Annotated in this window: 21 protein-coding genes; 20 read left to right on the top strand and 1 reads right to left on the bottom strand. The window is 44.5% G+C overall.

Translation table 11 applies throughout. The features are described 5' to 3' along the window. Positions 1–69: 69 nt before the first annotated feature. The 17 genes from AC0MXB_RS09570 to AC0MXB_RS09490 all read left to right on the top strand — a co-directional run bounded on the left by AC0MXB_RS09570 (position 70) and on the right by AC0MXB_RS09490 (position 21,517). Positions 70–1,122: an HD-GYP domain-containing protein gene (locus AC0MXB_RS09570; protein ID WP_474039442.1), complete on the top strand. Its 1,053-nt coding sequence runs from the start codon at positions 70–72 to the stop codon at positions 1,120–1,122. Positions 1,123–1,189: 67 nt separating this feature from the next. After that, entirely contained in the window at positions 1,190–2,053 is an 864-nt protein-coding gene (locus AC0MXB_RS09565; RefSeq protein ID WP_474039441.1) for a pyridoxamine kinase, read from the top strand. A 13-nt stretch (positions 2,054–2,066) separates the two neighbouring features. Further along, on the top strand, positions 2,067–5,321 hold the full coding sequence (locus AC0MXB_RS09560) for a DEAD/DEAH box helicase (protein WP_474039440.1): 3,255 nt from the start codon (positions 2,067–2,069) through the stop codon (positions 5,319–5,321). A gap of 89 nt (positions 5,322–5,410) precedes the next feature. Continuing rightward, positions 5,411–6,643: an amidohydrolase family protein gene (locus AC0MXB_RS09555; RefSeq protein WP_474039439.1), complete on the top strand. Its 1,233-nt coding sequence runs from the start codon at positions 5,411–5,413 to the stop codon at positions 6,641–6,643. A gap of 169 nt (positions 6,644–6,812) precedes the next feature. Further along, a complete protein-coding gene (locus AC0MXB_RS09550; protein ID WP_474039438.1) occupies positions 6,813–7,487 on the top strand; it encodes a response regulator transcription factor in 675 nt (224 codons plus the stop codon). 3 nt (positions 7,488–7,490) lie between these two features. Beyond that, on the top strand, positions 7,491–8,720 hold the full coding sequence (locus AC0MXB_RS09545; protein WP_474039437.1) for a sensor histidine kinase: 1,230 nt from the start codon (positions 7,491–7,493) through the stop codon (positions 8,718–8,720). A 118-nt stretch (positions 8,721–8,838) separates the two neighbouring features. Next, complete coding sequence (locus AC0MXB_RS09540) at positions 8,839–10,119, top strand: TolC family protein (protein WP_474039436.1); 1,281 nt, start codon at positions 8,839–8,841, stop codon at positions 10,117–10,119. Positions 10,120–10,135: 16 nt separating this feature from the next. Next, the gene (locus AC0MXB_RS09535) at positions 10,136–11,236 is read left to right on the top strand and encodes an efflux RND transporter periplasmic adaptor subunit (protein WP_474039435.1); all 1,101 of its coding nucleotides are present in this window, start codon (positions 10,136–10,138) and stop codon (positions 11,234–11,236) included. Positions 11,237–11,241: 5 nt separating this feature from the next. Next, a complete protein-coding gene (locus tag AC0MXB_RS09530) occupies positions 11,242–11,931 on the top strand; it encodes an ABC transporter ATP-binding protein (RefSeq protein ID WP_474039434.1) in 690 nt (229 codons plus the stop codon). A gap of 2 nt (positions 11,932–11,933) precedes the next feature. Further along, positions 11,934–13,148 (top strand): ABC transporter permease, encoded by a 1,215-nt coding sequence (locus AC0MXB_RS09525; protein ID WP_474039738.1) that lies wholly within the window; start codon positions 11,934–11,936, stop codon positions 13,146–13,148. A gap of 157 nt (positions 13,149–13,305) precedes the next feature. After that, complete coding sequence (locus AC0MXB_RS09520; protein WP_474039433.1) at positions 13,306–14,532, top strand: ROK family transcriptional regulator; 1,227 nt, start codon at positions 13,306–13,308, stop codon at positions 14,530–14,532. A gap of 128 nt (positions 14,533–14,660) precedes the next feature. Then, a complete protein-coding gene (gene iolB, locus AC0MXB_RS09515) occupies positions 14,661–15,476 on the top strand; it encodes a 5-deoxy-glucuronate isomerase (RefSeq protein WP_474039432.1) in 816 nt (271 codons plus the stop codon). Between the two features lie 273 nt (positions 15,477–15,749). Beyond that, positions 15,750–17,468 (top strand): ABC transporter ATP-binding protein/permease, encoded by a 1,719-nt coding sequence (locus AC0MXB_RS09510; RefSeq protein ID WP_474039431.1) that lies wholly within the window; start codon positions 15,750–15,752, stop codon positions 17,466–17,468. Positions 17,469–17,496: 28 nt separating this feature from the next. After that, on the top strand, positions 17,497–18,186 hold the full coding sequence (locus tag AC0MXB_RS09505; protein ID WP_474039430.1) for an HAD family hydrolase: 690 nt from the start codon (positions 17,497–17,499) through the stop codon (positions 18,184–18,186). Positions 18,187–18,376: 190 nt separating this feature from the next. After that, positions 18,377–19,582, top strand: coding sequence for a pyridoxal phosphate-dependent aminotransferase (locus tag AC0MXB_RS09500; protein WP_474039429.1), 1,206 nt, complete (start codon positions 18,377–18,379; stop codon positions 19,580–19,582). Then, on the top strand, positions 19,575–20,405 hold the full coding sequence (locus AC0MXB_RS09495; protein ID WP_474039428.1) for a transporter substrate-binding domain-containing protein: 831 nt from the start codon (positions 19,575–19,577) through the stop codon (positions 20,403–20,405). The genes AC0MXB_RS09500 and AC0MXB_RS09495 overlap by 8 nt, the downstream gene beginning before the upstream one ends. Before the next feature lie 53 nt (positions 20,406–20,458). Continuing rightward, on the top strand, positions 20,459–21,517 hold the full coding sequence (locus tag AC0MXB_RS09490; protein ID WP_474039427.1) for an Ldh family oxidoreductase: 1,059 nt from the start codon (positions 20,459–20,461) through the stop codon (positions 21,515–21,517). A gap of 107 nt (positions 21,518–21,624) precedes the next feature. Here the strand turns inward: AC0MXB_RS09490 and AC0MXB_RS09485 are convergent, their stop codons facing one another. Beyond that, a complete protein-coding gene (locus AC0MXB_RS09485) occupies positions 21,625–21,777 on the bottom strand; it encodes a hypothetical protein (protein ID WP_474039426.1) in 153 nt (50 codons plus the stop codon). 139 nt (positions 21,778–21,916) lie between these two features. Here AC0MXB_RS09485 and AC0MXB_RS09480 point away from each other — a divergent pair, with 139 nt between their 5' ends. The 3 genes from AC0MXB_RS09480 (at position 21,917) to AC0MXB_RS09470 (ending at position 25,104) form a co-directional block, all read left to right on the top strand. Next, positions 21,917–22,750 carry a DMT family transporter gene (locus AC0MXB_RS09480; RefSeq protein ID WP_474039425.1) on the top strand — a complete coding sequence of 278 codons (834 nt, stop codon included), beginning with the start codon at positions 21,917–21,919 and terminating at the stop codon, positions 22,748–22,750. Between the two features lie 25 nt (positions 22,751–22,775). Next, positions 22,776–24,125 carry a sigma-54 interaction domain-containing protein gene (locus AC0MXB_RS09475; RefSeq protein ID WP_474039424.1) on the top strand — a complete coding sequence of 450 codons (1,350 nt, stop codon included), beginning with the start codon at positions 22,776–22,778 and terminating at the stop codon, positions 24,123–24,125. Between the two features lie 235 nt (positions 24,126–24,360). Continuing rightward, complete coding sequence (locus AC0MXB_RS09470; RefSeq protein WP_474039423.1) at positions 24,361–25,104, top strand: CoA transferase subunit A; 744 nt, start codon at positions 24,361–24,363, stop codon at positions 25,102–25,104. Positions 25,105–25,139 lie beyond the last annotated feature (35 nt).

Genomic DNA, 25,139 nt, shown 5'->3' with positions numbered 1-25,139 from the left:
TGTATGCTTTGTCGAAGTATGATAAGATATCTTTCGTTAGCGATTTATTGGAAGAGGAGGCATTTTCTTTTGTCCGGAATCAAGCGATGTTTCATTTCGCAAGTTCAGCCTGGCATGCGTCTTGCGCGAGCTCTTTATATGGAAACTGGAATGGTATTACTGGAAGAAGAAACTATTTTGACCGACTCTTTGATTCGTAGATTGAGTTTGCTGGGTATCCAAGAGTTGTCTGTGTTTGAAGAAAGGTTGTTTTTCCCTCCTGTAATTCTACAGAATGAGCAGAATCTATTTGTAGAAGAGCACCGGAAAATTACCACTTCCATGGCAGAGGCTTTTTATAAAGCTCGCCAGTTTCAATGTGTGCCAATGTGTCAAATATCTTGTCTGGCTGATCAAATTATTGCTTCGCTACTCAGTGTTCCCGGCGTTTTCAGCTATCTTCATATTATTAACTCTCATGATGATTATACTTTTCGTCATAGTGTTAACGTAGCTGTGACTGCTGGCGTGATTGGGCGATGTCTTGGCAAAAGTAAAGAAACGATTAAAGGACTTGTCATTGCTGGCTTGCTTCATGATATTGGCAAGGCGCGCATTCCGCTTGAAATATTGAATAAGCCGGACCGTTTAACTGAGGCGGAGATGGCTATCATGCAAAAACATTCAATGTTTGGCTATGAGCTCTTAGTGGGTACAGATGATATGCCGGGTTCGATTAAAACAGCCATCTTACAACATCATGAGCGCAGTGATGGCAGCGGTTATCCTTGTAAGTTTAAAGATACTCAGATATCGCCTATGGCTAAGATTATTGCTGTTGCTGATGTTTATGATGCTATGACATCCCATCGTGTCTATCAACGGGCTTTATCGCCGCTTGTCGTAAGGCGAGAATTGCTTAAAGAAATGTACGGACGCCTTGACAGTGAAGCATGTCTGGCTTTGATTGCCAGTACCGAGAAGGCTCTCGTTGGATCTCTCGTTGAATTAAGTGATGGTGCGATTGCCAAAGTGATATATTTAAATGATCCGTTAGTTCAACCAATCGTACAGACAATTGATGGTCGCTGCATCGAACTAGAACGGCAAAAAGATCTTAATATTGTCGATTTTATTTTTTAACATAGAGACGCAGAGCAAGAAGCTTTGTGTCTTTTTATTTCTTGCCCAAAGGAGACTGACGCATACTATGACTCAGAACAGTAATATTAAAAAAGTGGCGGCAATTCATGATTTATCTTGCATTGGACGTTGCTCTCTGACCGTAATTATACCAGTATTGTCAGCAATGGGGATTCAAGTTTGTCCCTTGCCTACAGCAATTCTTAGCAGCCATTTCGGCGGGTTTTCTCATATTGCCTCCTGCGATTTTACGGAATATATTTCCCCATTTGCTGCAAGCTGGCAGCAAGAAAAAGTTTCTTTCGAAGCGATTTATAGTGGTTTTTTGGCGTCAGAAGCGCAGATTGATGGCGTTTTAGCCGCGATTGATCGCTTTGCTGCCACAAACCCGTTGATTCTAGTTGACCCAGTAATGGGCGATGATGGGAAGCTCTATTCTCCTTACACGCAATCCATGCAAGAACATATGCGTCGTTTAGTACAGCAAGCGGACGTTATTACGCCAAACTATACGGAAGCTTGTTTTTTGCTTAAAGAAGCTTATGAAACACCTATGGGTACACCCGAAAAAATTCATCAGTGGCTTATTGCTCTCAGCCAATTTGGACCGCATAAGGTTGTTATTACGGGAATTCCTTTAGCTGGTGGAAAACTTCTGAATGCTGGCTATGATAGCGTGTCAGGGGAATTTTGGCAGAAGGTTAGCGAACGGATTCCTGTCTCCTATCCTGGTACAGGCGATCTTTTTGCTAGCCTACTGTTAGGCCAGCTTTTAGCGCAAAAATCGTTGTCTGAGGCTATGGATCAGGCCATTCAGTTTGTAGAATTGGCTGTGAAAAAGACCTATGAGGCCCAAACGCCGCGCCGAGAGGGCGTGTTGCTGGAAAAAATGCTGCCTTATTTGCTGCAAGAGTCAGTCGAAGGCCAGTGAAAGGGACGGTGCTATGCTGACAGAAGGAAAAATTCAGGCGATGGTTACACAAAATAGTACCTTTACCAAGGGAATTAGCTATTTTCATGAAGGGAGAGTGAGACAACTTCGCTTCAGTTTTGATAAACGAATGTTTACGGCGCAGGTGCGCGGCGAGCAAGTTTATGAAGTTGCCATTGAATTTGATCGTCATCAGGAAATGCATGATTGTCAATGTACCTGCCCGGCTTTTGCGGCGTATGATGGCGCCTGTAAGCACATTGTCGCCGTATTAAAGGCGATTCAGGCAGGCTGGGCTCACTATTTCTCGAAAAGTTCGTCTGTTTTTGCGGCGGTTTCGCCAGCCCAGCAGCTTCTAGAGCATTTTCGCCGGGAAAGTTCAGAGCGGATTGAAACCGCCTTTGGGGCGGATCAAGCAGTGGCAACTGTTAAAGTGATTCCCCATTTAGCAATACAAGGTAGCGTCAGTGGCAAGAAAGCGCTGTTGCAGCTTAGCATGGGACATGACCGTTTATATATTGTTAAGAATTTACTGCCATGTTTGCAGAGTCTGTTACAAACAGAAGAATTTTTGGTAGGAAAGTCGCTGACGATTCGTTCGCTCATGGATTTTGAGCTGAAGTCTCGGCGAATTGTTGAATTTTTACTCAATCTGTATCGAGAAGAAATGCAGCGGTCAGCTTGGCAGTATGGCAGTTCTTTAAGTGCTGTTTTCGCGGAAGCACGGTTTTGTCATTTTACGGATTTTCAGCTTCGCCGCTTTTTAGAGCTTCAAGTGGGCGAAACATTGTTCGTTTCTCTGAATCGTCAGAATGAACAAAGCGTAACGGTTACTTCTGGCAGGCCTCCTATTGCTTTTGTGGTGGAACCGACGGCAAGCGGTTTGCGTCTTGCTTGGCAAAGTGCCACAGAAATCATTGAAAAACTAGATCAAAACGGCGAGATTCTTTACTATAATCATGCGATTTACTTAGTTGACCAGGAGTTTGCGAAAATCTTAAGTCCTGTTTTGGATAGCTTTAGTCGCAGTCGTCAAAGTGAGGTTGCCATTGATCGCATTGATTTCTCTGAGTTTTTCGGGATTTTGGCGCCAACGCTGCAGAATATAGCCACTGTGAATGTTTCACCACAGCTTGTTAAACAAATTGAACGTCTTCCTTTAGCAAAGCTCGTGTCCTTGGACCGCTATGGTCAAGGGATGAGTGCCAGCGTGCTGTTTCAATATGGTGATTATGTCTGCAATCCGCTGACGGAAACCTTTCCTGTTAAGCTGCCTGACGGACGTCTGTTGATTCGCGATTTTGTGGCTGAGCAAAATTTGCTGGGGTTTTTTGCGAAACAAAAATTTAATGCGCAAGAGGGGCTTTTTGTACTAAGCGACGAGGGCGAAACGTATTCTTTTTTGCAGCGGGGTCTAGCTATTTTACTACAGATGGCCCAAGTCTCTTTTTCGCAGGAATTTCAAACTATGGAATTAAAGCCAACGCAGTTTGGTGCGACAGTTCGCTTGAATCAAACAACAGATCTTTTGGAATTTTCTTTTGACTATGGTAATTTTTCAGCCAGTGAGATGGCATCGCTGTTAGCGGCCTATAAGCTAAAACGTTCTTATCATCGCTTGCCTGATGGCGCCTTTATTTCTTTGGAGGATGCTTCCTTCCAGACTGTTGCTGAGCTTATTAGCGAATTGGGACTACGGCAAAGCGATGTAATGCGGCCGCTTACGAAGCTTTCGAAGTACTGGGCTTTGTATTTAGATGAGTTTCAGGAAAATCATCCTGATTTTGCTTTGAAAAAAGATGAATTGCTTACCGAGATGACGGCCCAGTTACAACGGAAAAGCGTTGCTGCTTATTCGATTCCAGACGGTGTAAGCGGAACGCTGCGTGATTATCAGAAAAAAGGGTTTTCCTGGCTTATGGCTTTAGCGGATTATGGTCTTGGCGGAATTTTAGCTGACGATATGGGGCTGGGGAAAACGCTGCAAGTTCTGACGTTTCTACTAGCAAGGCGACAAGCTTCGCCTTATCCATCGCTTGTTGTGGCGCCTACTTCGCTGCTCTATAATTGGCAGGAGGAAGCTGCAAAATTTACGCCCGATTTGCGAGTTAAGGTCATTGCTGGGGCGAAGATGGAACGAGAAGAACTGCTTTTGAGCAGTGAAACGGCTGATTTATTGATTACCTCTTATGGTTTGTTAAAACGGGATATCGAACTGTATAGTAAAAAGAAGTTCTATTATTGTATTTTAGATGAGGCGCAAAATATAAAAAATCCCCAAGCTTTAAATAGCAAGGCAGCGAAAAAAATTCAAGCTTCTAGCTACTTTGCCTTAACGGGGACGCCGATTGAAAATCGCCTTACCGAACTCTGGTCGATTTTTGATTTTCTGATGCCAGGTTATTTGGGGACTTATAAGAAATTTGCCAGTCGGTTTGAAATGCCGTTGCAGCAACAACGAGATCAGAAGGTTGGTGAACAGTTGCGGCGTAAAATCAAACCCTTTATCCTGCGGCGGATGAAGGAAACGGTTTTGCCGGAATTGCCGCCCAAGCTGGAAAGTCGTCTGCTTTGTCAGATGACAAGTGAGCAGGAAAAGGTTTATGCTACTTGGCTGGTGGCAGCAAGGCAGGGAATTGAAGCGGAGCTAAGTTCGCAAGGCTTGGCAAAAAGTCATATGCGAATTTTAGCTTTATTGACAAGACTGCGGCAGATTGCTTGTCATCCATCTTTGTTTTTAGAAAATTATCAAGGCGGTAGTGGAAAAATTCGTTTGTTAAAAGAATTATTACAGGAAGCCTTAAGCAGTGGGCACCGCGTGCTCGTATTTTCTCAGTTTACAGCGTTGCTGCATTTGCTGAAGGCGGAATTAGAGGCACTAGGGATTGAATATTTTTATTTGGATGGAGCGACGAAAGCAGCGGAACGGCTTTCCCTTACGGAAGCGTTTAATCAGGGCGAGAAGGAAGTTTTTCTGATTTCGCTGAAAGCGGGCGGAACCGGTTTGAATTTAACGGGCGCTGACATGGTGATTCATTGTGATCCTTGGTGGAATCCCGCGGTAGAAGATCAGGCTACAGACCGGGCCTATCGGATTGGTCAGCAGCGCTTTGTGCAAGTTTATAAGCTGATTACGCAAAATACTATTGAAGAAAAAATTTTTCAACTGCAGTTAAAGAAAAAAGAAATGGTTTCAGATGTTCTTGCCGTAGGCGAGACGTTCCTTGGCAAGTTGACGGAAGACGAATTGCGGGAATTGTTCTCTTAGCGAGAACCTTTTACTTGACAGGGCAAACAGTCTAGCATAGATTAGAAGAAGAAACAGCTTTTCCATTTTTTGTTTGGGAGGGGATTGCCATGTATGACCGCTTAAAAGAGACTATTGAATCGATTGCTCTCATTGATGATCACGGACACCCCGGTTTTGCCATGTATTTTTCGAACCTGCCGGAAAAACAGCGAATTCCATTTGCTGTGGATGGTTATAAATCGCCGGCAGAAAGCAGTGCTGGTTTTCCTTATTTGCGTGAACTCCATGCCAAAGCCTATGAAGAATTTTATGGTTTTACTCGTGAAGCTATGGCTGATCCGGCACAAACCGAGCAGCTTAAAGCGCGTTATGAAGAAAAACGCCAAACAATCGATAAGTGGATTGACGAATTGCTCGATAAGTCGGGCGTAGATATTCTCATGGCAAACATTGCTTTACCTGATGCTTTAAAAAACAATCGACGGATTCGCTTTGTACCGTCCGTTGATCCCTTAGTATTCCCTTTTGATAATAGTTTTTTGAAAAAACGAGTCTTAAGCGACTATTTTCTCGGTTACTTTGAATATGAATTAGCCCGACTGAAACAGGAAAATGGCTATGAAGAAACGGGGTTCTCTGGGTATTTGGCCTTTGTCGATACGGTGCTTGCCGCGTATTATCAGCAAAAAAATATTCCCGCGTTCAAATTTGTCATTGCCTATGCTCGTGATACGAATTTTGATAAAGTCGCTGAAGCTGAGGGAGAAAATCTCTATGAAGCGGCGAAACAAGGCGATGAAGCGGCTTATGTCCGATTGCAAGATCTGCTAGTTTGGCATATTATGCGCTGGATCGTTCGTCACGATATGGCCGTGCAGTTTCATTACGCGATTACCGATAACTATGTGAATTATTTTGATCCCTTGAATCTTGCGAATATGCTTGCTGATGAAGAATTAAAACAAGCTAAGATCGTCATTTTACACGGCGGTTATCCGCGGTTCCAAAACGCCGAAGTTCTTGCGCTAGGCGGTCTCACGCCAAATCAAGTGTGTATCGATATTTCCGGCCGCATTATGTTTGCCAATCATCCGAAAATCATTGCTAAAATGCTGCGGAGTTGGCTCGAAAAACCGCTTCTTTGGGATAAAATTCTCTATGGCTCTGATGTGCTTTGGGGCGAACGTTATGTGTATACCTGCGCCAGAACAGGTCGCGATGCTGTTTATTTTGCTTTAAGCTCGATGATTGACGATGATATTATTGATGAGGCGACGGCGATTTCTATTGCCAAAAAGATTTTGCGTGAAAACGCCTTGCGGCTTTATCGACTCGACTAAAGAATGAGATGTACTGAACAGGCTGTCAGGCTAGGGGAAATTTCGCTATCGAAATTTTTTACTTAGCCTGACAGCCTTTTGTATTGCTACGTAAAGTTTCATTGATGAATCTTCTTTATTTTGCCTATACTAAGTTTAGGGAAAGCAAATCGCGTTGTAGTGGAGATGAATGGTGTTGCGGATTCTGCTAGTAGAAGATGACCAAAACTTAGGAGATACAGTCAGTACGCTTTTGCAGGAAGAAGGCTATCTAGTGGATCGGGCGCTGCAGGGCGATGAGGGGCTGTTTCTGGCCAGGCAGAATATTTATGATCTGCTGATTCTTGATGTGATGCTGCCAGGCATGAGTGGTTTGGCTATTTTAAAACAGCTGCGCGAAGAAGCAATCGTTACGCCAATTCTCTTTTTAACAGCCCGCGACAGTATTCAAGATAAGGTTTGCGGCCTAGAGAGCGGCGCTGATGATTATCTCGTCAAGCCCTTTGCCTTTGCCGAACTGTTGGCGAGGATCAAAGTTCTGCTAAGGCGCCAAGCTGGCGTCAAGGAGAGCAGCCTTGTCTACGGCAGTCTTTCATTAGATATCAAACGAAAAGCAGCTTTTATGGACAGTCGCCCCCTAGGGCTTACTGGCAAGGAATATGAGCTTTTGGAATTCTTGATTTTAAATAAAGAGCAAATTTTGGTGCGTGAGCAGATTTTCGACCGGATCTGGGGCTTTGAATCAGAAGCGACACAAGGAATCGTTGATTTATATATTCATTATTTACGAAAAAAGCTAGCTCCCTTTGGGTGCGATGGTCTGATTCATACCATTCGCGGCGTTGGCTTTATGCTGAAGGCGTAAGCGATGTTTAAAAAGACGCTCCTAAGGCTTACGATCTGGAATTTTTCGGTGTTTTTGCTGTTCTTTCTTTGCTTTAGCTACATTTTGTATCGCTATGTGGCTGATGAGACCTACCGTGATACCGATGATGCCTTGGCGCGAAAAGCCCATGTTTTTGTCTTGGGGCGCGACAGACAGGCGGGAAAACGGGATGAACTTGGCTTTTTAGATCCAAGAATTTTTGTCTTTTGGCATAACTCGGCAGGTGTACTCTTTAGTGAAGCGCCCTTGCCTGTGGCGGAACGGGATAAAATTACCGAACAGATTGAGCAGCTCAACAATCAGCCCCAAACTCATCGAATTGGCAACCATGTGTATCGTTTATGGCGGCAGAGTATTGCGCAGCCTTCGGCCGATATGGCTGATCTAGTGACAGTAGCGCTGATTGACTCGGAGGCGGCAGTATTGCTCCATTTATTCCGCATTATTATGATCAGCCTATTCTTTGGCGGATTGACAAGTGCTGTGGCCAGTTATTTTTTGGCGAAACGATCCCTTGTGCCGATTCAGGCCTCTTGGGATAAGCAGCAACGTTTTGTGGCCGATGCTTCTCATGAACTGCGTACGCCTATTGCCATTATTCAAAGCAGCACGGAGCTATTATTGCGCCATCCAGAACGAACGATTCAAGCAGAACTGAAGCGTCTTCGTGTGATTTTAAGTGAGGCCATTCGCATGGGGAATTTAATTGGTACGCTCCTTACTTTGGCTCGTTCTGATGCGAACCGCTTAGAGTTAGAAAAGACCTTTTTTTCCTTTAGTGAACTCTTGCTGGAGATTATTGAGCAGTTTCGACCGCTCGTGGAGCAGAAAAAGCTTGCGTTAACAGAGGCGATTGCCAAGGATCTTTTTCTTGTAGGCGATCAGGAGCGACTGAGGCAGCTTGTGATTATTTTTTTAGACAATGCCGTGAAATACACGCCGCCAGGGGGGCTGATCGAGCTTTACTGCGCCAGAGAGCAGGAGCAGATCATGTTTAAGATTACCGATACGGGCTGCGGGATTGCGGCGGAAGATATTCCCTTTGTGTTTGATCGGTTTTTTCGCAGTGACAAAGGCCGCAACCGCCAAAGCGGCGGTACGGGGCTAGGGCTAGCCATTGCGCAGTGGATTGTTGATCAGCATAAGGGCAAGGTGCGTTTAGAAAGTGTTCTAGGGGCGGGAACGACTATATCGGTTTGGCTGCCGCTCTAAAGAGAATCAAAAAAAGGCTGACTACAATGAAATCTGTGACAGAGTAGCAAGTGCTAAGGCGCTGCTTTCTGACGCAGATTTTTTATTTTAGCTTTTAAATTCAGAGAGGATGACACAAATGAAGGTACGATCTTTATCTCGGACCGGAAAAACGGCAGCTCTTACGAGTCTCTTCGCTTTTGCTGCTAGTCAGGTTTTTGCCGCTGCTCCGCTCTTATCGCTTGATGATAGTGTGGCTATGGCGCTGAAGAATCAGCCTTCGGTAAAAATAGCAGCAGCCGATGAAGACAAAGCAAACTGGGGCATCCAAGACGCTAAATCAGGCTTATGGCCGCAACTGTCTTTAGGCGCCAGCGAAACGCGCGGCGGTGCTGTACAGGGAATCAGCGACACTTTATCGACGGGACTTCACCTTAACTGGGCGCTCTATAGCGGGGGGCGCTTGCAAGGACAGGTAAAGCAGGCGGAACTGAGTGCCGATAGTGCCAAGCTTGGTGTGCAAAAAGCTTTGGCTGATGCGCGCTTAGCGGCAACCACAAAATATTTTACAGTACTACAGACCAAAAATATGGTTGCTGTCAATCAGGAAGCGGTAAGCAACTTAACAGACCATCTGCAAAATGTGAATGCGCAGTTTGCTGCTGGTACGATTGCTAAGCAGGATGTATTGCGCAGTGAAGTGGAATTGGCCAATGCTCAGCAGAATCTCACGAAGGCTCAAAATGCCTATGATGTGGCTAAGGCGGCGTTAAATGATGCGATTGGCAGCGATTTGTCCTTTGATTATTCTTATCAGGATCAATTGCCTTTTGAACCGTATACACTTTCTTTAGAGGACAGCATTGCTATGGCGGCGCAAAATCGTCCGGAACTAGCGCAGGCGCAAAATAATGTGACAGCAGCTGAAGTTGGCGAACAGATTGCGAATAGTGGTCGTCTGCCAACAGTGAGTCTTACCGGATCAGAAGGCTGGTCAGGCAAAGATCTTGATTTAGGCAACCGGAATTGGTCCGTTGGTGTTACGGCAAGCTGGAATCTCTTTGATGCTGGTGCGACGAAAGCGAAAGCGGCAGAAGCGAAAGCGGCTTCTTTGAAGGCGCAGGAACAAGCGAAGCAGCAGGGAAATGCTGTGGAACTCGAAGTGCGTCAAACTTATTTAACGATGAATGAAGCGAAGCAGCGTATTACAACCTCAAGTGAAGCCGCAGCCAAAGCTACAGAAGACTTATCAATTGCTAAAGTGAAGTATGCCGCTGGTGCTGGCACAAATCTTGATGTAATTGACGCGCAACTGGCCTTAACGCAAGCAAAAACGAATGAGACGCAGGCTCGCTATGATTACAATGTGGCGAAAGCCAGCTTAGAAAAGGCCGTAAATCTTACGGTAGACGGCAAGTAAAAGGAGGAAGTAACATATGGTAGGTTTTTTGCTTCGCTATAAATGGCGCTTCCTTGCATTACTTTTACTCATTGCTTTGCCAGTATTTTACCTGTTCTTTCAAGGCGGTAAAAGCCGCACTCCTATTAGCAGTAGCGCCACAAAACTGGTGGAGCGCGGCTCTATTACGGCGGAAGTAGCTGCTACTGGGACGATTAATCCTGTCAATATGGTGGATATTAGTTCGAAGATATCCGGTTTAATCAAGGAAGTGAAAGTTAGCGAGAATGAAGCAGTGGCAGTAGGGCAGATTTTATTGACACTTGATGATTCACACTTACAAAGTCAGGTGCAGCAAGCCCGTGACCGACTGGCGGAAGCGGCATCGACTTATGAACGTAGTGAAATATTAAGAAGGGCCGGAGCTATGTCAGATCAGCAGTTCGCTGCAGACCGTCTTAGTTATCAGTTGGCCCAGACGGCTTATAATGATGCCTTGTCGCAACTCGCTGATACAGTAATCAAAGCGCCGATTAGCGGTACGGTCATTGGTAAACCGATTCCAGCCGGTCAGGCTGTAGCTCCTGGTATTTCTACGCCCATGGTGCTACTGACTGTGGCGGATATGTCCAAAATGCAAATTCAGGCCCAAGTCGACGAATCCGATATTGGCAAAGTCAAAACTGGACAAAAAGTAACTTTTACAGTGGATGCTTATCCGGGAAAAGTTTTTACTGGTGTAGTAGCCAATGTATCGCAAAAGGCAACAGTACAGCAAAATGTTGTTTATTATAGCGTGTTAGTCGATATTGATGATCCGGCGGGATTGCTGCGGCCAACGATGACCGCTCGGGTTACGATTACGGTCGGTGTTAATGAGCAGGCGCTGCTTGTACCACTCTCTGCGCTTAAAACAGTAAACGGACAAACAACAGTAACGGTGTTGCGCGGCGGCAAAAGCGAAGCCGTAACTGTAACGACAGGTCTTGCTAGCGATACGCAGATCGAAATTACGAGTGGGTTAAATGACAACGATCAAGTGGTTCTGCCGCAAGCAAAAAGTCAGACAGGACCAACAAGCTCTGGCGGCCCGCAAGGCGCTGGCGGTATGAATATGCTGCGCGGACTTGGTAGGTGATCACCATGGCTATATGCATTAAACTGACGAATATTTGCAAAGTGTATTCTATGGGAGAAAATCAAGTTCAAGCGTTAGCTGATGTGAATTTTGCCGTGTCGGTAGGCGATTTTACGGCTATTATGGGCCCGTCCGGATCAGGCAAGTCAACACTTATGAATATTTTAGGCTGTCTCGACAGACCAACGAACGGTTCTTATGAATTAGACGGACAGGAAGTGGCTGATCTCAGCGATGATGCCTTAGCCGATTGTCGAAATCAGAAAATCGGCTTTGTCTTTCAAAGCTTTCATCTTTTACCACGGTTGTCGGCGTTGCAGAATGTGGCTTTGCCGCTTGTTTATGGCGGCTTTGCCAAGGAGCAGCGACTGGCTTTAGCCAAAGATGCGTTAGCTATGGTGGGTCTAAGCGGTCGCTTAGACCACAGGCCTAACGAATTGTCAGGCGGACAAAGGCAGCGTGTTGCCATTGCTAGAGCGCTCGTAAATCGCCCCACTTTGATTATGGCTGACGAACCGACGGGAAACCTTGATACAAAGTCTGGGAATGAAGTTATGGCGATTTTGCAGGAACTCAACGATCAAGGCCGGACGATTCTGCTTGTTACGCATGAAATAGATATTGCTGAGCAGGCCAAACGTATCGTTTTTGTGCGAGACGGCAGAATTATGGGCGATGAACGAAAGGAGGCCTGATGATGTTTTGGGAAAGCATTCGAATTGCTTTTGCTGGTCTTGTGGCAAATAAGCTACGTTCAATTCTTACGATGCTTGGCATTATTATTGGCGTAGCCGCCGTTATTGCCATGGTTTCCATTGGTATGGGAGTCAGACAGAAGGTAGAAAATTCTATTGCCGGACTTGGCAGTAATCTTCTAATCGTTACACCAGGGACGGCCACCAGTGGCGGAGCCAAGCAGGCGGCAGGTTCGGGCATTACCTTGTCAGATAAAGATGCAACGGCTATTGCCAGAGAGCTGCCTGGTGTTTTGGCGGCAGCGCCAGTGGTGAGTCGCCAGTACCAACTCATTTATGGCAATCAAAATTGGCTGTCGTCGGTGCAAGGGACTACGCCTGATTTATTTTCGATTCGAAGTCTGGCGATCGCCGAAGGGACTTCATTTACGACTCAAGATGTGGACGCGCGCGCTCGTGTTGCTGTAATTGGCAAGACCGTAGCTGACAATCTGTTTACGGGTATTGATCCTGTAGGCAAGACGATACGGATTAATAAAGCCCCTTTTCGAATTATTGGCGTCTTAGAAAGTAAAGGGCAGTCAGGCGCTGGCATGGACCAAGATGATACGGTGCTTGTGCCGCTCACGACAGCGCAGGAACGGCTGCTAGGCATTACCTATGTTCAAACGATTTATGTTCAGGCGGAAAACGGCGATGTGATCACTGATTTGCAGGAAGCGATTACTTCACTGCTAAGGTCTAGACATCGTTTAGCCGCCACGGCAAATGATGATTTTACGGTAAAAAATTTGGCAGCGGTCATGGCGACAGCCAGTGAGGCGACCAATACCATTACGCTGCTGCTTGGGAATATTGCCGCGATTTCTCTCTTGGTAGGCGGAATTGGCATTATGAATATTATGCTGGTTTCGGTGACGGAGCGGACACGGGAAATTGGAATCCGTAAAGCCTTAGGTGCTCATTACCGCCATATTTTGCTGCAATTTTTGATTGAGGCCATGGTAATTGGTCTAGCTGGCGGTCTGTTAGGAATTGCTTTTGGCATTGGGACAGCTTATGGCATTTCCTTTTTTGCTGGTTGGCAGACCGTTGTTTCGCTTCCTACAGTAGGCGCGGCTTTTTTCTTTTCGGTGCTTATTGGCCTCTTTTTTGGAATTTATCCCGCCCGTAAGGCCGCTTTGCTTGATCCCATTGAAGCTTTGCGCTATGAATGAATACACTGGATAGTTGGTAGCAATAGTCAGTATGTGGTAAGAATAGACAGGGAGGGACAAAAGGATTTTGTCTCTCCCTGTTGAATCTTTAAAAAGAATTATTTTGTGACAACTAGCCTGTTGCGAGTTTTAGCAGGTAAGGTAGAAGGAGATCGATATGAAGCGGCCAGGTAATAGCAAGTATATGAAGACGTTAAATAGAATGAATATTCTCAACATAATTAAAAAGAATGAAGCGATTTCACGCCAGCAGATTGCCGAAATGACGGGACTTACCCCACCGGCCATTACTGGTATTATTCGCGACTTAATTGAGCAAGGTCTTGTCAAAGAGAGCGGTCTTGGTCTGTCGCAAGGGGGACGTCGTCCAGTCGAATTGGCCTTCCATGCTCAGGCGGCCTATGTTTTGGGAATCGAAATTACTAGTAAAGAGACGACGTTGGCTCTGGCGGATCTTCAGAATAAGCCGGAGCTCTTGAAGAGCTTTCCTTTGGCAATGAATGAGCCGCAGATCGCTTTGCCCGCCTTAGCAGCTGCGGTGAAAGAAGTGCTAGCAAGCTGCGCTCAGCAAAGTAAGAAGATTCTTGGCATTGGAATTGCTTTTCCTGGGATGCTCACCATAAGTGGCTGTGATGTACGTCGGGCCGTGAATTTGGGTCCCCTTTGGCGAGATTATCCGATTAAAAGCTTTTTAGAAGAGTCGCTGGGACTTCCCGTATTTCTGGAAACAAACTCTAAGGCGGCTGCTTTAGGTGAAAAATGGTTTGGCGGCGGCAAGGGCTGTGAAAATTTGATTTATATTAATATGGGAGAGGGAATTAGCGCTGGGATTATTTTAAACCACAATATTTTCCAAGGATCACAAGGGTATGCTGGTCAGATCGGTCACATGGTTATGGAAGAGGACGGCCCATTATGTCGTTGTGGCAATCGTGGCTGTTTGGAGGCGCTTTGCGGCGCTCCGGCATTATTGCAGCGAGTAAGAGATAACTGGCAGCATTTGCATGAAAATGACAAAATGACTTTATCGGTTGGTGAGTTTTTGCAAGCTTTGAATCAGCAGGATACCTGCGCCAGTTCTGTAGCGAAAGAAGCAATGCGTTATATGGGTATGGCTGTAGCTAACATGATTAACTTTTATAATCCTGACAAAGTATTTATTGGCGGCAAGCTCGCTTTTGCAGCAGAACTTTTTTTAGCTGAATTGCATCAAGTTGTTCGCGCCCATGTGTTTTCTGAAGTCGGCGCTGTAACGCCTGTAGAAATTTCTGCTATGGGCGCTGATTCCGGCGTCATCGGCGCCTGTGCCTTGGCTTTAAGAAAATTATTGCATTCAGCTGATTCTCCCTTGTTTGCTTTTTCTGTTAGCGAGGAAGTAGAATAAATATTTTAGAAAATTCTCTCTAAATTTAGGGAGGATTTTTTTTAGAAAACAAGAATGATACAAATAACTTAATTAATTAAATAAATTATGTTAGTGGAAAAGTTTACGAGAGAAAGGGAGAATGAGTTATGCAGTATTTTAAACCTTTTACGGCGCAGGCGGGCTATAAAGAGCTGTTTAAGGCCGGTGAAACGACCGAATTTACTGGTATGGCTGTTTTAACTTTGCAGGGAGGAGAAACCTATTCTGGCAACAGTGCTAAAGAAGAAGTAGCGCTTGTTTTGCTGTCAGGAACCTGCCAGATTACTGTTGATGGACAAGTATTCGAACATTTAAGCCGTAAAGATGTATTTTCGGAAGCCGCTACCACGGTGTATGTGCCGATTGATAGTGTCTGGGAAGTCAAGGAAACAGGCGGACGTGCACTGGAAGTGGCTGTAGCATCTGTTCCGGCTGAAAAGAAATTTCCGGCGTTTATTGTACGTCCCGAAGCGGTTGGCAAGGCCCATCGCGGCGTTTTAAACTGGCAGCGCGATGTCCATGATATTTTAACAGACAAAGTGGAGGGAAAAGTCCATCGGATTGTCCTTGGTGAAACTTTCTCTTGTTCCGGTCAGTGGTCGAGTTATCCTTCCCATAAGCATGATACGTATAATCCGCCTTATGAAGCGAAAATGGATGAAATTTATTTATTTAAGGTAGCCCCGCAAGAAGGTTTTGGCATTCAAGTTATGTATACGGACGACCTTTCCCTGCGAGAAGCTCATATCATAAAAGATGGTGATGCTGTAGCTCTGCCGAAGGGCTATCACCCTGTTGCTTCAGCGCCAGGATTCCGTGTCTACTATTTATGGGTTATGGGCGGCGATTATGGCCGCAAACTTGTACCAAATGACGATCCCAAGTTGAAATGGATTTCCAATATTGCGCCGATGTTGCCATAAAACAGGCGCATACCAGACTTAATGCCAGCCTAATACAGGCTTAATACGTCCAATATCAGACTTAATGCTATCGGCGAGATAGCAATATCATTTTTAACAGTCCGCTTTGCTAAGAAGGGGTGATCCTTTTTGGCAGGGCGGGCTGTTTGTTTTCTTTATTTTCAAAAAAGGTTTTTGGCAGGCGTCCATAGTATAAGGAGTAGATGAAACCGCAAAGCCTTTATTTAACAATTAGTGTGAAAGTACTTATTTTGGCAGGGAAAGGAATGGCTTATGAAATCAGTAAATAAGACGAAAAAAACTTTTTTAAAAAGAATCTGGCAGTTGACGCGAGCTTACTGGTTTTCCCGGGAAAAATGGCCAGCTCGTGGTCTGCTTGGTGTAATTATTGCACTTACGTTGGCGCATGTTTACATACTTGTTTTGTTAAATCAGTGGAATAATACATTCTATAACACGTTGCAAAATAGACAAGAGGATGCTTTTTTTCAGGCACTTGGCCAGTTTGGCATTTTGGCAACTTGTTATATTCTTGTAGCTGTTTATGAGCTGTACCTGCGGCAAATGCTGCAAAACAAGTGGCGGCGGTGGATTACGGAAGAATACCTGGGAAAATGGCTTAATAATAAGACCTATCATTTTCTAGAACTTACCGACTCTAAAGCGGACAATCCGGACCAGCGAATTAGTGAAGATCTGAAACTCTTTGTGACTTTAACGATTCAACTAGGCTTGGGGTTGTTAAAAGCTTCCGTTACCCTGATTTCATTTATTTTCATTTTGTGGCAGTTATCTGGCACCATCGAAGTTTCTGGTGTGACGATTTACGGCTACATGGTTTGGGTCGCCATTTTTTACGCCATTGCCGGTACGTGGTTGACGGCAAAAATCGGTCGTCCTCTTATCGGGCTTAATTTTGCCCAGCAACGCTATGAAGCGGATTTTCGTTTTGGACTGGTGCGAATTCGGGAAAACAGCGAAGGGGTAGCTTTTTATAGCGGCGAGGCCCAGGAAGGTCAAGTGCTAAAAAAGCGCTTTCAGCACGTTTTTGATAATTTTAAAGCACTCATGAAATGCCAGAAAAAATTAACTTGGTTTACTTCAGGCTACAGTCAAATTGCCATTATTTTTCCCTTTATAGTGGCAGCGCCCCGGTATTTCAGCAATCAAATTCAGCTAGGCGGACTGATTCAGATTTCTTCCGCTTTCGGCCGAGTACAAGATGCTTTATCGTTTTTTGTGGATAGCTACTCGGTATTAGCGGAATGGCGCGCCGTAGTAAACCGTCTTACTGGTTTTATTGATCATATGGAAGAAGTCCAAAATTTACAAAAAGAATCTATTGTAGCTATTTCCGAGGAAAAACGGTCAGATGTACAAGTAGCCAAACTAAATGTGACTTTGCCCAGTGGCGAAAAGTTACTGAAAGATTTAGGCTTGACGCTAAAGACCAAAGAAAGTCTGTTAATCATGGGGCCTTCTGGTTGCGGTAAAAGTACTTTGCTTAGAACTTTGGCTGGAATTTGGCCCTTTGGCAATGGGCAGATTGCTTTTCCTGAGCAGCCGAAGGTGTTGTTTCTGCCGCAGAAGCCCTATTTGCCCCTAGGTACGCTGCGGGAAGCCTTCTTTTATCCCGGAAAAGGCGAGGGCATGGAAGAAAAATTGCAAGAAGTTATGAAACTTTGCCAATTAGAGGCTTTCTCTGATAAACTAGATAAAGTAGAAAACTGGTCGCATCTGCTATCACTGGGAGAACAACAGCGCATTGCTTTTGCTAGAGCGCTATTGCAGCAACCGGATTGGTTGTTTCTTGATGAGGCTACTTCGGCCCTTGACGAGCCGAGTGAACAAGCCCTATATGGATTGTTGCGGCGCAAACTGGTAAATACGGCCTTGGTTAGTGTGGGACATCGCGGTACGCTCCGTCAATTTCATCAAGCAAAATTGACAATCCAGCCTGACGGGGCTTGGCAGCTTACAGAAATTGCTTAGGTTTTATATTATGAGAGGGGTATAAAATATGAATATTTTATTCTGGGATATTGACGGTACTTTGATTCGTACAGCCAAAGCCGGTTTGATCGCCTTTGATCAAGCTGTTAACGAACTATGGGGAAAATCCATTTCCTTTGAAGGGATTCGCACAGCAGGGATGACTGATCATTATATTTCTGAGCAGATTATCCGGCGCATCACAGGAAAAGAGCCTTCCTATGAAGAAACGGTTCATCTTACAACAACGTATGAGCGCTTTTTAGCCGCTCAGCTTGCCGTGAGAGAAGGACGGATTATGCCTTCGGTCATTGACATACTAGAAGCACTAGGCAAGAAAGCGAACTATGAAATGCTACTGCTAACAGGCAATACGATGACTGGGGCTGATATTAAGCTCAATCATTTTAAGCTTGCTAAGTATTTTAATTTTGATCATAGTGCCTTTTGCAATTGTTTTAGTAACCGTGATGATATTGCCGCACACGCTCTGGCACAAATGAAAAAACATTATGGCCACCATGAGTCGCTGCAGTTTTTTGTTATTGGGGATACGCCCAATGATGTGAGCTGCGGTAAAAGTATTGGCGCGAAAACGATTGCGATAGCCACAGGAAATTATGCGCTTCATGAACTTGAAGCTTGCGATCCCTGGTGGGCTGTAGAAACGCTGCCATCGCCTGCTGAATTTGAAGCCAAGCTAAATAGTGCAGATTAAAAAATTCAATTGACAAAAATTTGATAGTATGGTAATTTAATTTTCAATTAGTATATTTTATAGGAATTTTACTATTGTTTCTGTCAAGCTGATCATATCTATGAAGGCTAGAGAAAATCCTAAGAAGGGATTTCTCTGGCCTTTTTTTATTATCGGGCTAGCGGGAAACGTCGAGGAGGAGTTGGCGGGAATGCAGCATGTATCTGAAAGAAAATTAGCGACAAGACTGAATAAGATTCAAGTTCCAAGCTTTAAGGAACTAGGTGATTTGGCAATGCACTATCAAGCTGTTGATTTGGGGAGTGGCAAACCTGATTATCCCACAGAGGAAAAATTTAAGGAGGCGGCGATTGACGCGATTCAGCGCGATTGCAATCAATATGCGCCGACCATGGGGTTGAAAAGCTTGCGGCAGGGGATTGCAACGAGAATTGCCGCAAAGTGGAATGTTTCTTTTGATTTCGAAACGGAAATTACAGTTTGCAGCGGTGTTACGGAAAGTTTGACAGCCGCTTTCTTAGCCCTGTTGGATCCCGGTGATGAAGTGATTATCTTGTCACCAGCCTTTGCTTCCTATCAAGGCGGTATACTTTTAGCAGGCGGGAGGCCTATTTATGTCGATTTAATCGAGCCGGATTTTCATTTGGATATAGCAAAAGTCGCTGCTGCCATTACGCCAAAAACGAAAGCAATACTGTTTAATTCGCCTCATAATCCTTCTGGACGGATTTTTACGCGCGAAGAAACTGAGGCGGTCGCTCAACTGGTGAGAGACTACGATTTGTTTGTAATTACTGATGAAATTTATGACGATTTTTACTATCAAGCGGAGCCGCCGCTGCCGATATGGACCTTATCTGGCTTACGAGAAAAGACGATTATCACAAATGGTTTTTCTAAAGTCTATGCTGTAACCGGCTGGCGTTTAGGCTATGTGATTGCACCGCCAATTGTTACCAAGGGAATTCGTAAGGTTCATCAGTATTTGACGCTAAGTTCGGCTTTGCCGTTTCAAATCAGTATGGTCGAAGCACTTCAGGTTAAAGCCTCGTATTATGAAAAACTACGGGTTGATTATAAACGACGCTTAAGTATTTTGACAGATGCTTTTGAAGAACTGAAGATTCCTTATGTAAAGCCTGATGGCGGCTATTTCGTTTTAGCTGATTTTTCGCGGTTTGGTATTGCCGACGACTGGGATTTCGCGCGTTATCTCATTGAGACGGTGGGGCTTGCCGCACGCCCCCTTTCTGGGTTTTATTTTGATGATCAGGTGCGTGAAACCGGTCGGGTTTGGCTGCGTTTCGCTTTTTGTATGAAAGAAAGTGTTTTGCAGGAAGCTGTTGTGCGGCTGAAAAAACTAGAGCAGGTAAAAGGGGAAGCGCGCTATGATTAAGAAAAGAATGATCTGTTTTTTTGCCATCGTAGTAATAGGGATTATTAGTTTGGCGGCGGCTGGCTGCGGTTCAAAGAGTAACGGAGCCGATAGCAGTAAGGTAAAGACTTACTACGTAGCAACAAGGGGAACCTATAAACCTTATACCTATATGGATGAAAAAAACAATTTGACAGGTTTTGATATTGAAATTTTAAAGGAAATCGAAAAACGTAATCCCGATATTAAATTTGACTATAAACTAATGAGTTTGGAAAGTGCTTTTGTGGCGCTTGAAGCGAAGCAGATAGATATAATCGCTAATCAAATGGTTCATAACAGTGACCGTGATACGAAATATCTATTTACCAAAGAGGCCAATAACTTAAAAGACAATCAGATTGTCATTAAAGAAAGTCGAAATGATATTCAGACCTTAGATGATTTGCGAGGCAAAACAGTGGCTTTGGTACCGACAAGCCCTTCTTATCGGGATTTAAAAAAGTATAATGAAACAGCCGAGCCCCAAATCAAATTTCTGCTGACCGATAAAGGCGCGTCAGAAACGCTTAATATGGTGGCTACCGGACGGGCCGATGCCTCTATCGATAATCGGATTACCGTCAAGGAAGCAAATGCTACGCTAAATTATGGTCTTAAGGCTATTGGCGAAAACCTTACACCTGTTCCTACTTTTTATATTTTGCGCAAAGATGCTGAATCAGCTAAATTAGCAGACCGTATAGATGCTGCTCTTAGAGATATGAAAAAAGATGGAACATTGAAAGCTTTATCAGAAAAATTTTTAGAAGGTGACTTTACAATTCCTTCGGAAATAAAGTAAGCAGCGACCGCGTATAACCATTTAAGTTCATAAATAAGGAAGAAGCTGATTTCATGATGCAGTACTGTATCAATCATCGTGACCTACATTCTTTTTGCCAAGCTGTTTTTGTTTCGCTTGGCGTCTCAGAATTTGATGCCTGTATTACGGCGGATAATCTCATCGAAGCGGAACTGCGCGGCGTGAAATCTCATGGGGTGGCGCGCGTCAGAGAATATGCTGACAGTTTAGCTCAAGCGCTTTTTCGTCCTGAACCTCACATTCGAATTACCAAAGAAACCGCAGCAACTTTGGCGATTGATGGTGATTTTGCTTTAGGTGCTGTTAGTGGTACTTTTGCAATGCAACGCTGTATTGCTAAAGCGAAAGAAGCAGGTATCGCCTTTGCTACGGTGAAACGAGGGCGGCATTTTGGTATTGCCGGATTTTATGCGATGATGGCTTTGCCAGAAGATATGATTGGAATTGCTTTATGTAATAGTAATCCTAATATGAGTGTATATGGCGGGACTTCACGTGTTCTTGGCACAAACCCTATTTGTATCGCTGTGCCATCGCAAGAACGCTACCCCTTAGTTTTTGATGCAGCGACAAGTAATGCTGCATTTAATCGGATTAAAAACGCCGCCTTGGAAGGGCAAGCGATTCCAGCAGATTGGGCGCTTGATCGTAATGGTAACCCTACTACAGATGCGAAAGAAGCTTTAATTGGCGGAGTAGTTCCTTTTGGCGGTTATAAGGGATCGGGCTTAGCGATTATGGTTCAAGTGCTAAGCGGTGTCTTAAGCGGGGCCTTTTTAGCCGCAACGAAGAATTACGATGGAAGCATTAAAGATGGTGTAGGTTTTTTTCTTGGCGCTATTAGCATTGAGGCTTTTTTACAAAAGGAAGAATTCAAAGAAGGAGTGGATGCGTTGATTGATTCTTTGAAAGCATCGCGTCATGCTGACAAAGTTAATAAAATTTATATGCCAGGGGAATTGGAATTTTTGCGAAAGGAAGAAAATCTTTCTAGAGGGCTAATTTTAAGTGAAGCTGTTTTCCATGATTTGCTATGGGTACGGGAAGCTTATAAGGTTAGCCATGCTTTAACAAGTAGAGAGGTATTCTAAATATAACAAAACAGCCGGATCTCATCAGTGAGATCCGGCTGCTGTTTTTTGCAGGATTTTTTTGTTTAAAGCGGGAATTTTTCTAAAGAATTCTATTTATAGATTCTTTAGCAGTAAGCTGCAATATATTCTTCTGTCATTTCGTCGAGAGTCGCTTTTAATTCCGTTAACGTTTCTGTCGAAAGGGTTTGTGCTACGTCTTTGCTGTGTACGAGGGTTGCCAGTTTGTTAATGCGGGCCAAAAGGTTTAACTTTTCCATGTATCCTTAACACCTCTTTAATTTAATAACGTTGTCATACTATCATTTCAGATCAATCTTGTAAACAGAAAAGTAAAAAGACGCAATAGAAAGTGTATTGCGATAATTTCGCTCTTGCTCAGAAAGGACATCTTCGTTCATGACAATAAATAATAAAGCAACAGTCGCTCTCTTTTGCACCGCTTTCATCTGGAGCACCGGCGGCGTAATGATCAAATGGGTTGAGTGGAACCCTCTGGCTGTAGCGGGGGTGCGCAGTCTCATTGCAGCCTTTGTCATCGCAATTTGTTTTCGTCGTCAGCCCTTGCGGCTGGGACCTGTCGTTTGGGGCGGCGCTGTGGCTTATTGCAGTGCCGTAACATTATTTGTTATTGCCACTAAAATGACAACAGCGGCAAATGCCATTTTGTTGCAGTATACGGCGCCGCTCTATGTGGCGCTTTTCGGCGGTTGGCTTTTGGGAGAACCAGCGAAGCGGCGCGATTGGATTGCGATTTTTTTTGTGTTTCTCGGTATGGTTTTTTTCTTTTTCGATCGGGTGAATCTTGATGGGATGATTGGTAATTTATGTGCCGTTGGCAGTGGTATTGCCTATGCTTTTTTATTTATTTTCATGCGGCGTCAAAAAGATGAATCGCCCTATAGCTCCATATTGCTTGGCAATGGAATCACTTTTCTTTTGACGTTTCCTTTTTGGGGTGAACTTACTCTTAGTGTTGCCAATCTAACGGCAATGGCGTATCTGGGGGTAGTACAGCTCGGCTTGGCCTATGTGCTTTATTCCTGGGCGATTTCCTATGTAAAAGCTTTGGATGCTGTTTTGATTACTACGCTGGAACCAATTTTAAATCCACTCTGGGTTTTCTTCATTTTAGGTGAAGTGCCAGGAGAGTATGCTTTCATCGGTGGCGTGATTGTGATTATTGCTGTTTTGGCCCGTGGATGGGCGGCCCAGCGATCGGTTTCATCATAAAAGTAGAAACAGAAGGAGGCCTCATATGGTGGAAATCAAACGGAATGAATGGCTAGAAGCGATGCTTGATACGCCTTTTCAGGGTGTTTTAGCTATTGATGCAACAGGTCAAGTTATTTATGTGAATTCTTTTTTCTTAAAGTTGCTTCGCCTTACAGAAGCGGAGGTTCTGGGCAAAAATGTGTGGGAGGTCATTCCTGATTGCCGGTTAGTTGATACGGTAGCGGAAAGCCATTCGCAATGGGGAGAGACCTTAAACCTTGGCGGTCATGAATTGGTTGTAGCTCGTTTTCCCTTAAAACAAGGCAAGCGAATTATTGGCGCTGTTGTCAAGACGCTTTTTCCCGATATGATTACGGCTCATGAAGTAGCTAATCGGCTCGTTCGTCCGAATGTTTGCCGCAATAGTTTTTTTCGCGAACTTCACACTTGTCGGCAGATTATTGGCGAGTCAGAAGGGATGCTGCTCGTAAAGCGATTGGCGCGGCGAGCTTCCCGGACGAGTTCGAATCTTTTGATTACTGGCGAAAGCGGTACAGGCAAGGGAATTTTAGCGGAAGCGATTCATAGTCGTTCCACCCGTAGTGAAGGTCCCTTTATTCGTGTTAATTGTGCGGCTATACCAGAAACACTCTTGGAGTCAGAGCTGTTCGGCTATGTAGATGGCGCTTTTACTGGCGCCCGCCGCGGCGGAAAACCCGGTAAATTTGAGCTGGCTCTCGGCGGTACGTTGTTTCTAGATGAGATTGGCGATATGCCTTTATTTATGCAGGCCAAGTTACTTCAGGTTTTACAGGAACGGCAGGTAGAACGTATTGGCGATACGAAATCCATTGGACTTGACGATATTCGAGTTATTTCCGCTACCAATCAGAATTTGCCGCAACTGGTGGCCGAGCATCGGTTTCGTGAGGATCTTTATTATCGCTTGAAGGTTTTAGAAATCGAGATTCCGCCGCTGCGAGAAAGACGCGAAGAAATTCCCATGTTTATTGCGGGATTGATTGATAAGTTAAATAAGAAGCTGGGGACGGATGCCCGCGGGGTAACAACAGCTTCGATGGAGTATCTGACGAATTATTCTTGGCCGGGAAATGTACGGGAACTAGAAAATCTTTTAGAGCAAGCTGTAATCTGGAGTGATGAGCCGCTTATTGATTTGGCAGTTATACCTGGTTTTCTAGAGAAAAATGATCCAGTCAGTAAGAAACTGGAACAGGAAGGTTCTTATCAAACGATTCTTGAGGAAAAGGAACGGACATTGTTGTTGGAAGCCTTAGAGCGTCATAAGGGAAATAAAGCAGCGGCAGCCCGTGAATTGGGCATGCAGCGGTCTGTCTTATATAAAAAGTTGAAACGGTTGCAATTAGATTAGGGGTTGAATGCAATTTTATTTCTTATTAGCGTCACCAAAAGAGACACTTTGCCATGGAGGCGTGTCTCCTTTAGTGACGCTTTTTTGCAATTTTTTTGTTGGCGAATCGTATCGAAGGGCTGAAACTCAGATAAAATAAGAATCGTGACTTTTGGCATTATTCTTGCAATTAATAAAATTGACAAAAAGACCAGGCGTAGCAGTTATGTTGCCTTGGTGAAGGAGGGGTTTTACTGTGAAATCCAAAGTTATGACCTTGAAGGAGGCGCTAGAAGTCGTTCATGATGGCAGTCGCATCATGATGGGGGGCTTCTTAGATGTAGGCACTCCCCTAAAATGTATTGAAGGTCTTATTGAAAAACAGGTAAAGGATCTGACTCTTATTGCCATTACGCCAGGTAGAGCTGGGTTTGGCAAAGCGCTTCTCTATAAGAATCAAATGGTGAAAGAATTGATTTCAAGCCATGTTGGGACAACACCGGAATCTACGGAAGAGTATTTAGCTGACAGACTTATGGTAAAGCAGTTTTTTCCGATGGGAACCTGGGTAGAAAAGGTCCATGCCGGGGCTGTGGGATTGCCAGCGGCGCTCATTCCAGTTGGTGTCGGAATCTTAGATGAAGCGGGCTTATTTCCTCATTTAGAAGAGCCGAAGGCGAAACTTGTTATAAATGGCATAGAATGCTTCATTGAGCCTGCTTTAACGGCAGAAGTTTCCATTGTCAAAGCCTGGCGAGCTGATGAAATGGGCAATTTAGAATATCGTCAGACTGGAATTAATGATCAGCAGGAAGTCGCTATGGCGGGACAATTTACGATTGCAGAAGTCAATGAAATTGTGCCTGTCGGTACTATTTCACCGGAACGGGTAGGAACGCCGGGGATTTTTGTGAATGCTGTCGTCAAAGGTTACACATTAGCTGAACAGGATGATATTTATCGACGCGACTGGCTTTCTAAAGGCAAGTTGAAGGCGTAGCTTATACAGAATTAGGTAAAATAAGGGAGGTATCA

It is taken from the genome of Pelorhabdus sp. sgz311001 (assembly GCF_055901755.1).
Note: the sequence above shows the minus strand (reverse complement) of the source record. Positions and strands in the feature narration are given on the sequence as shown.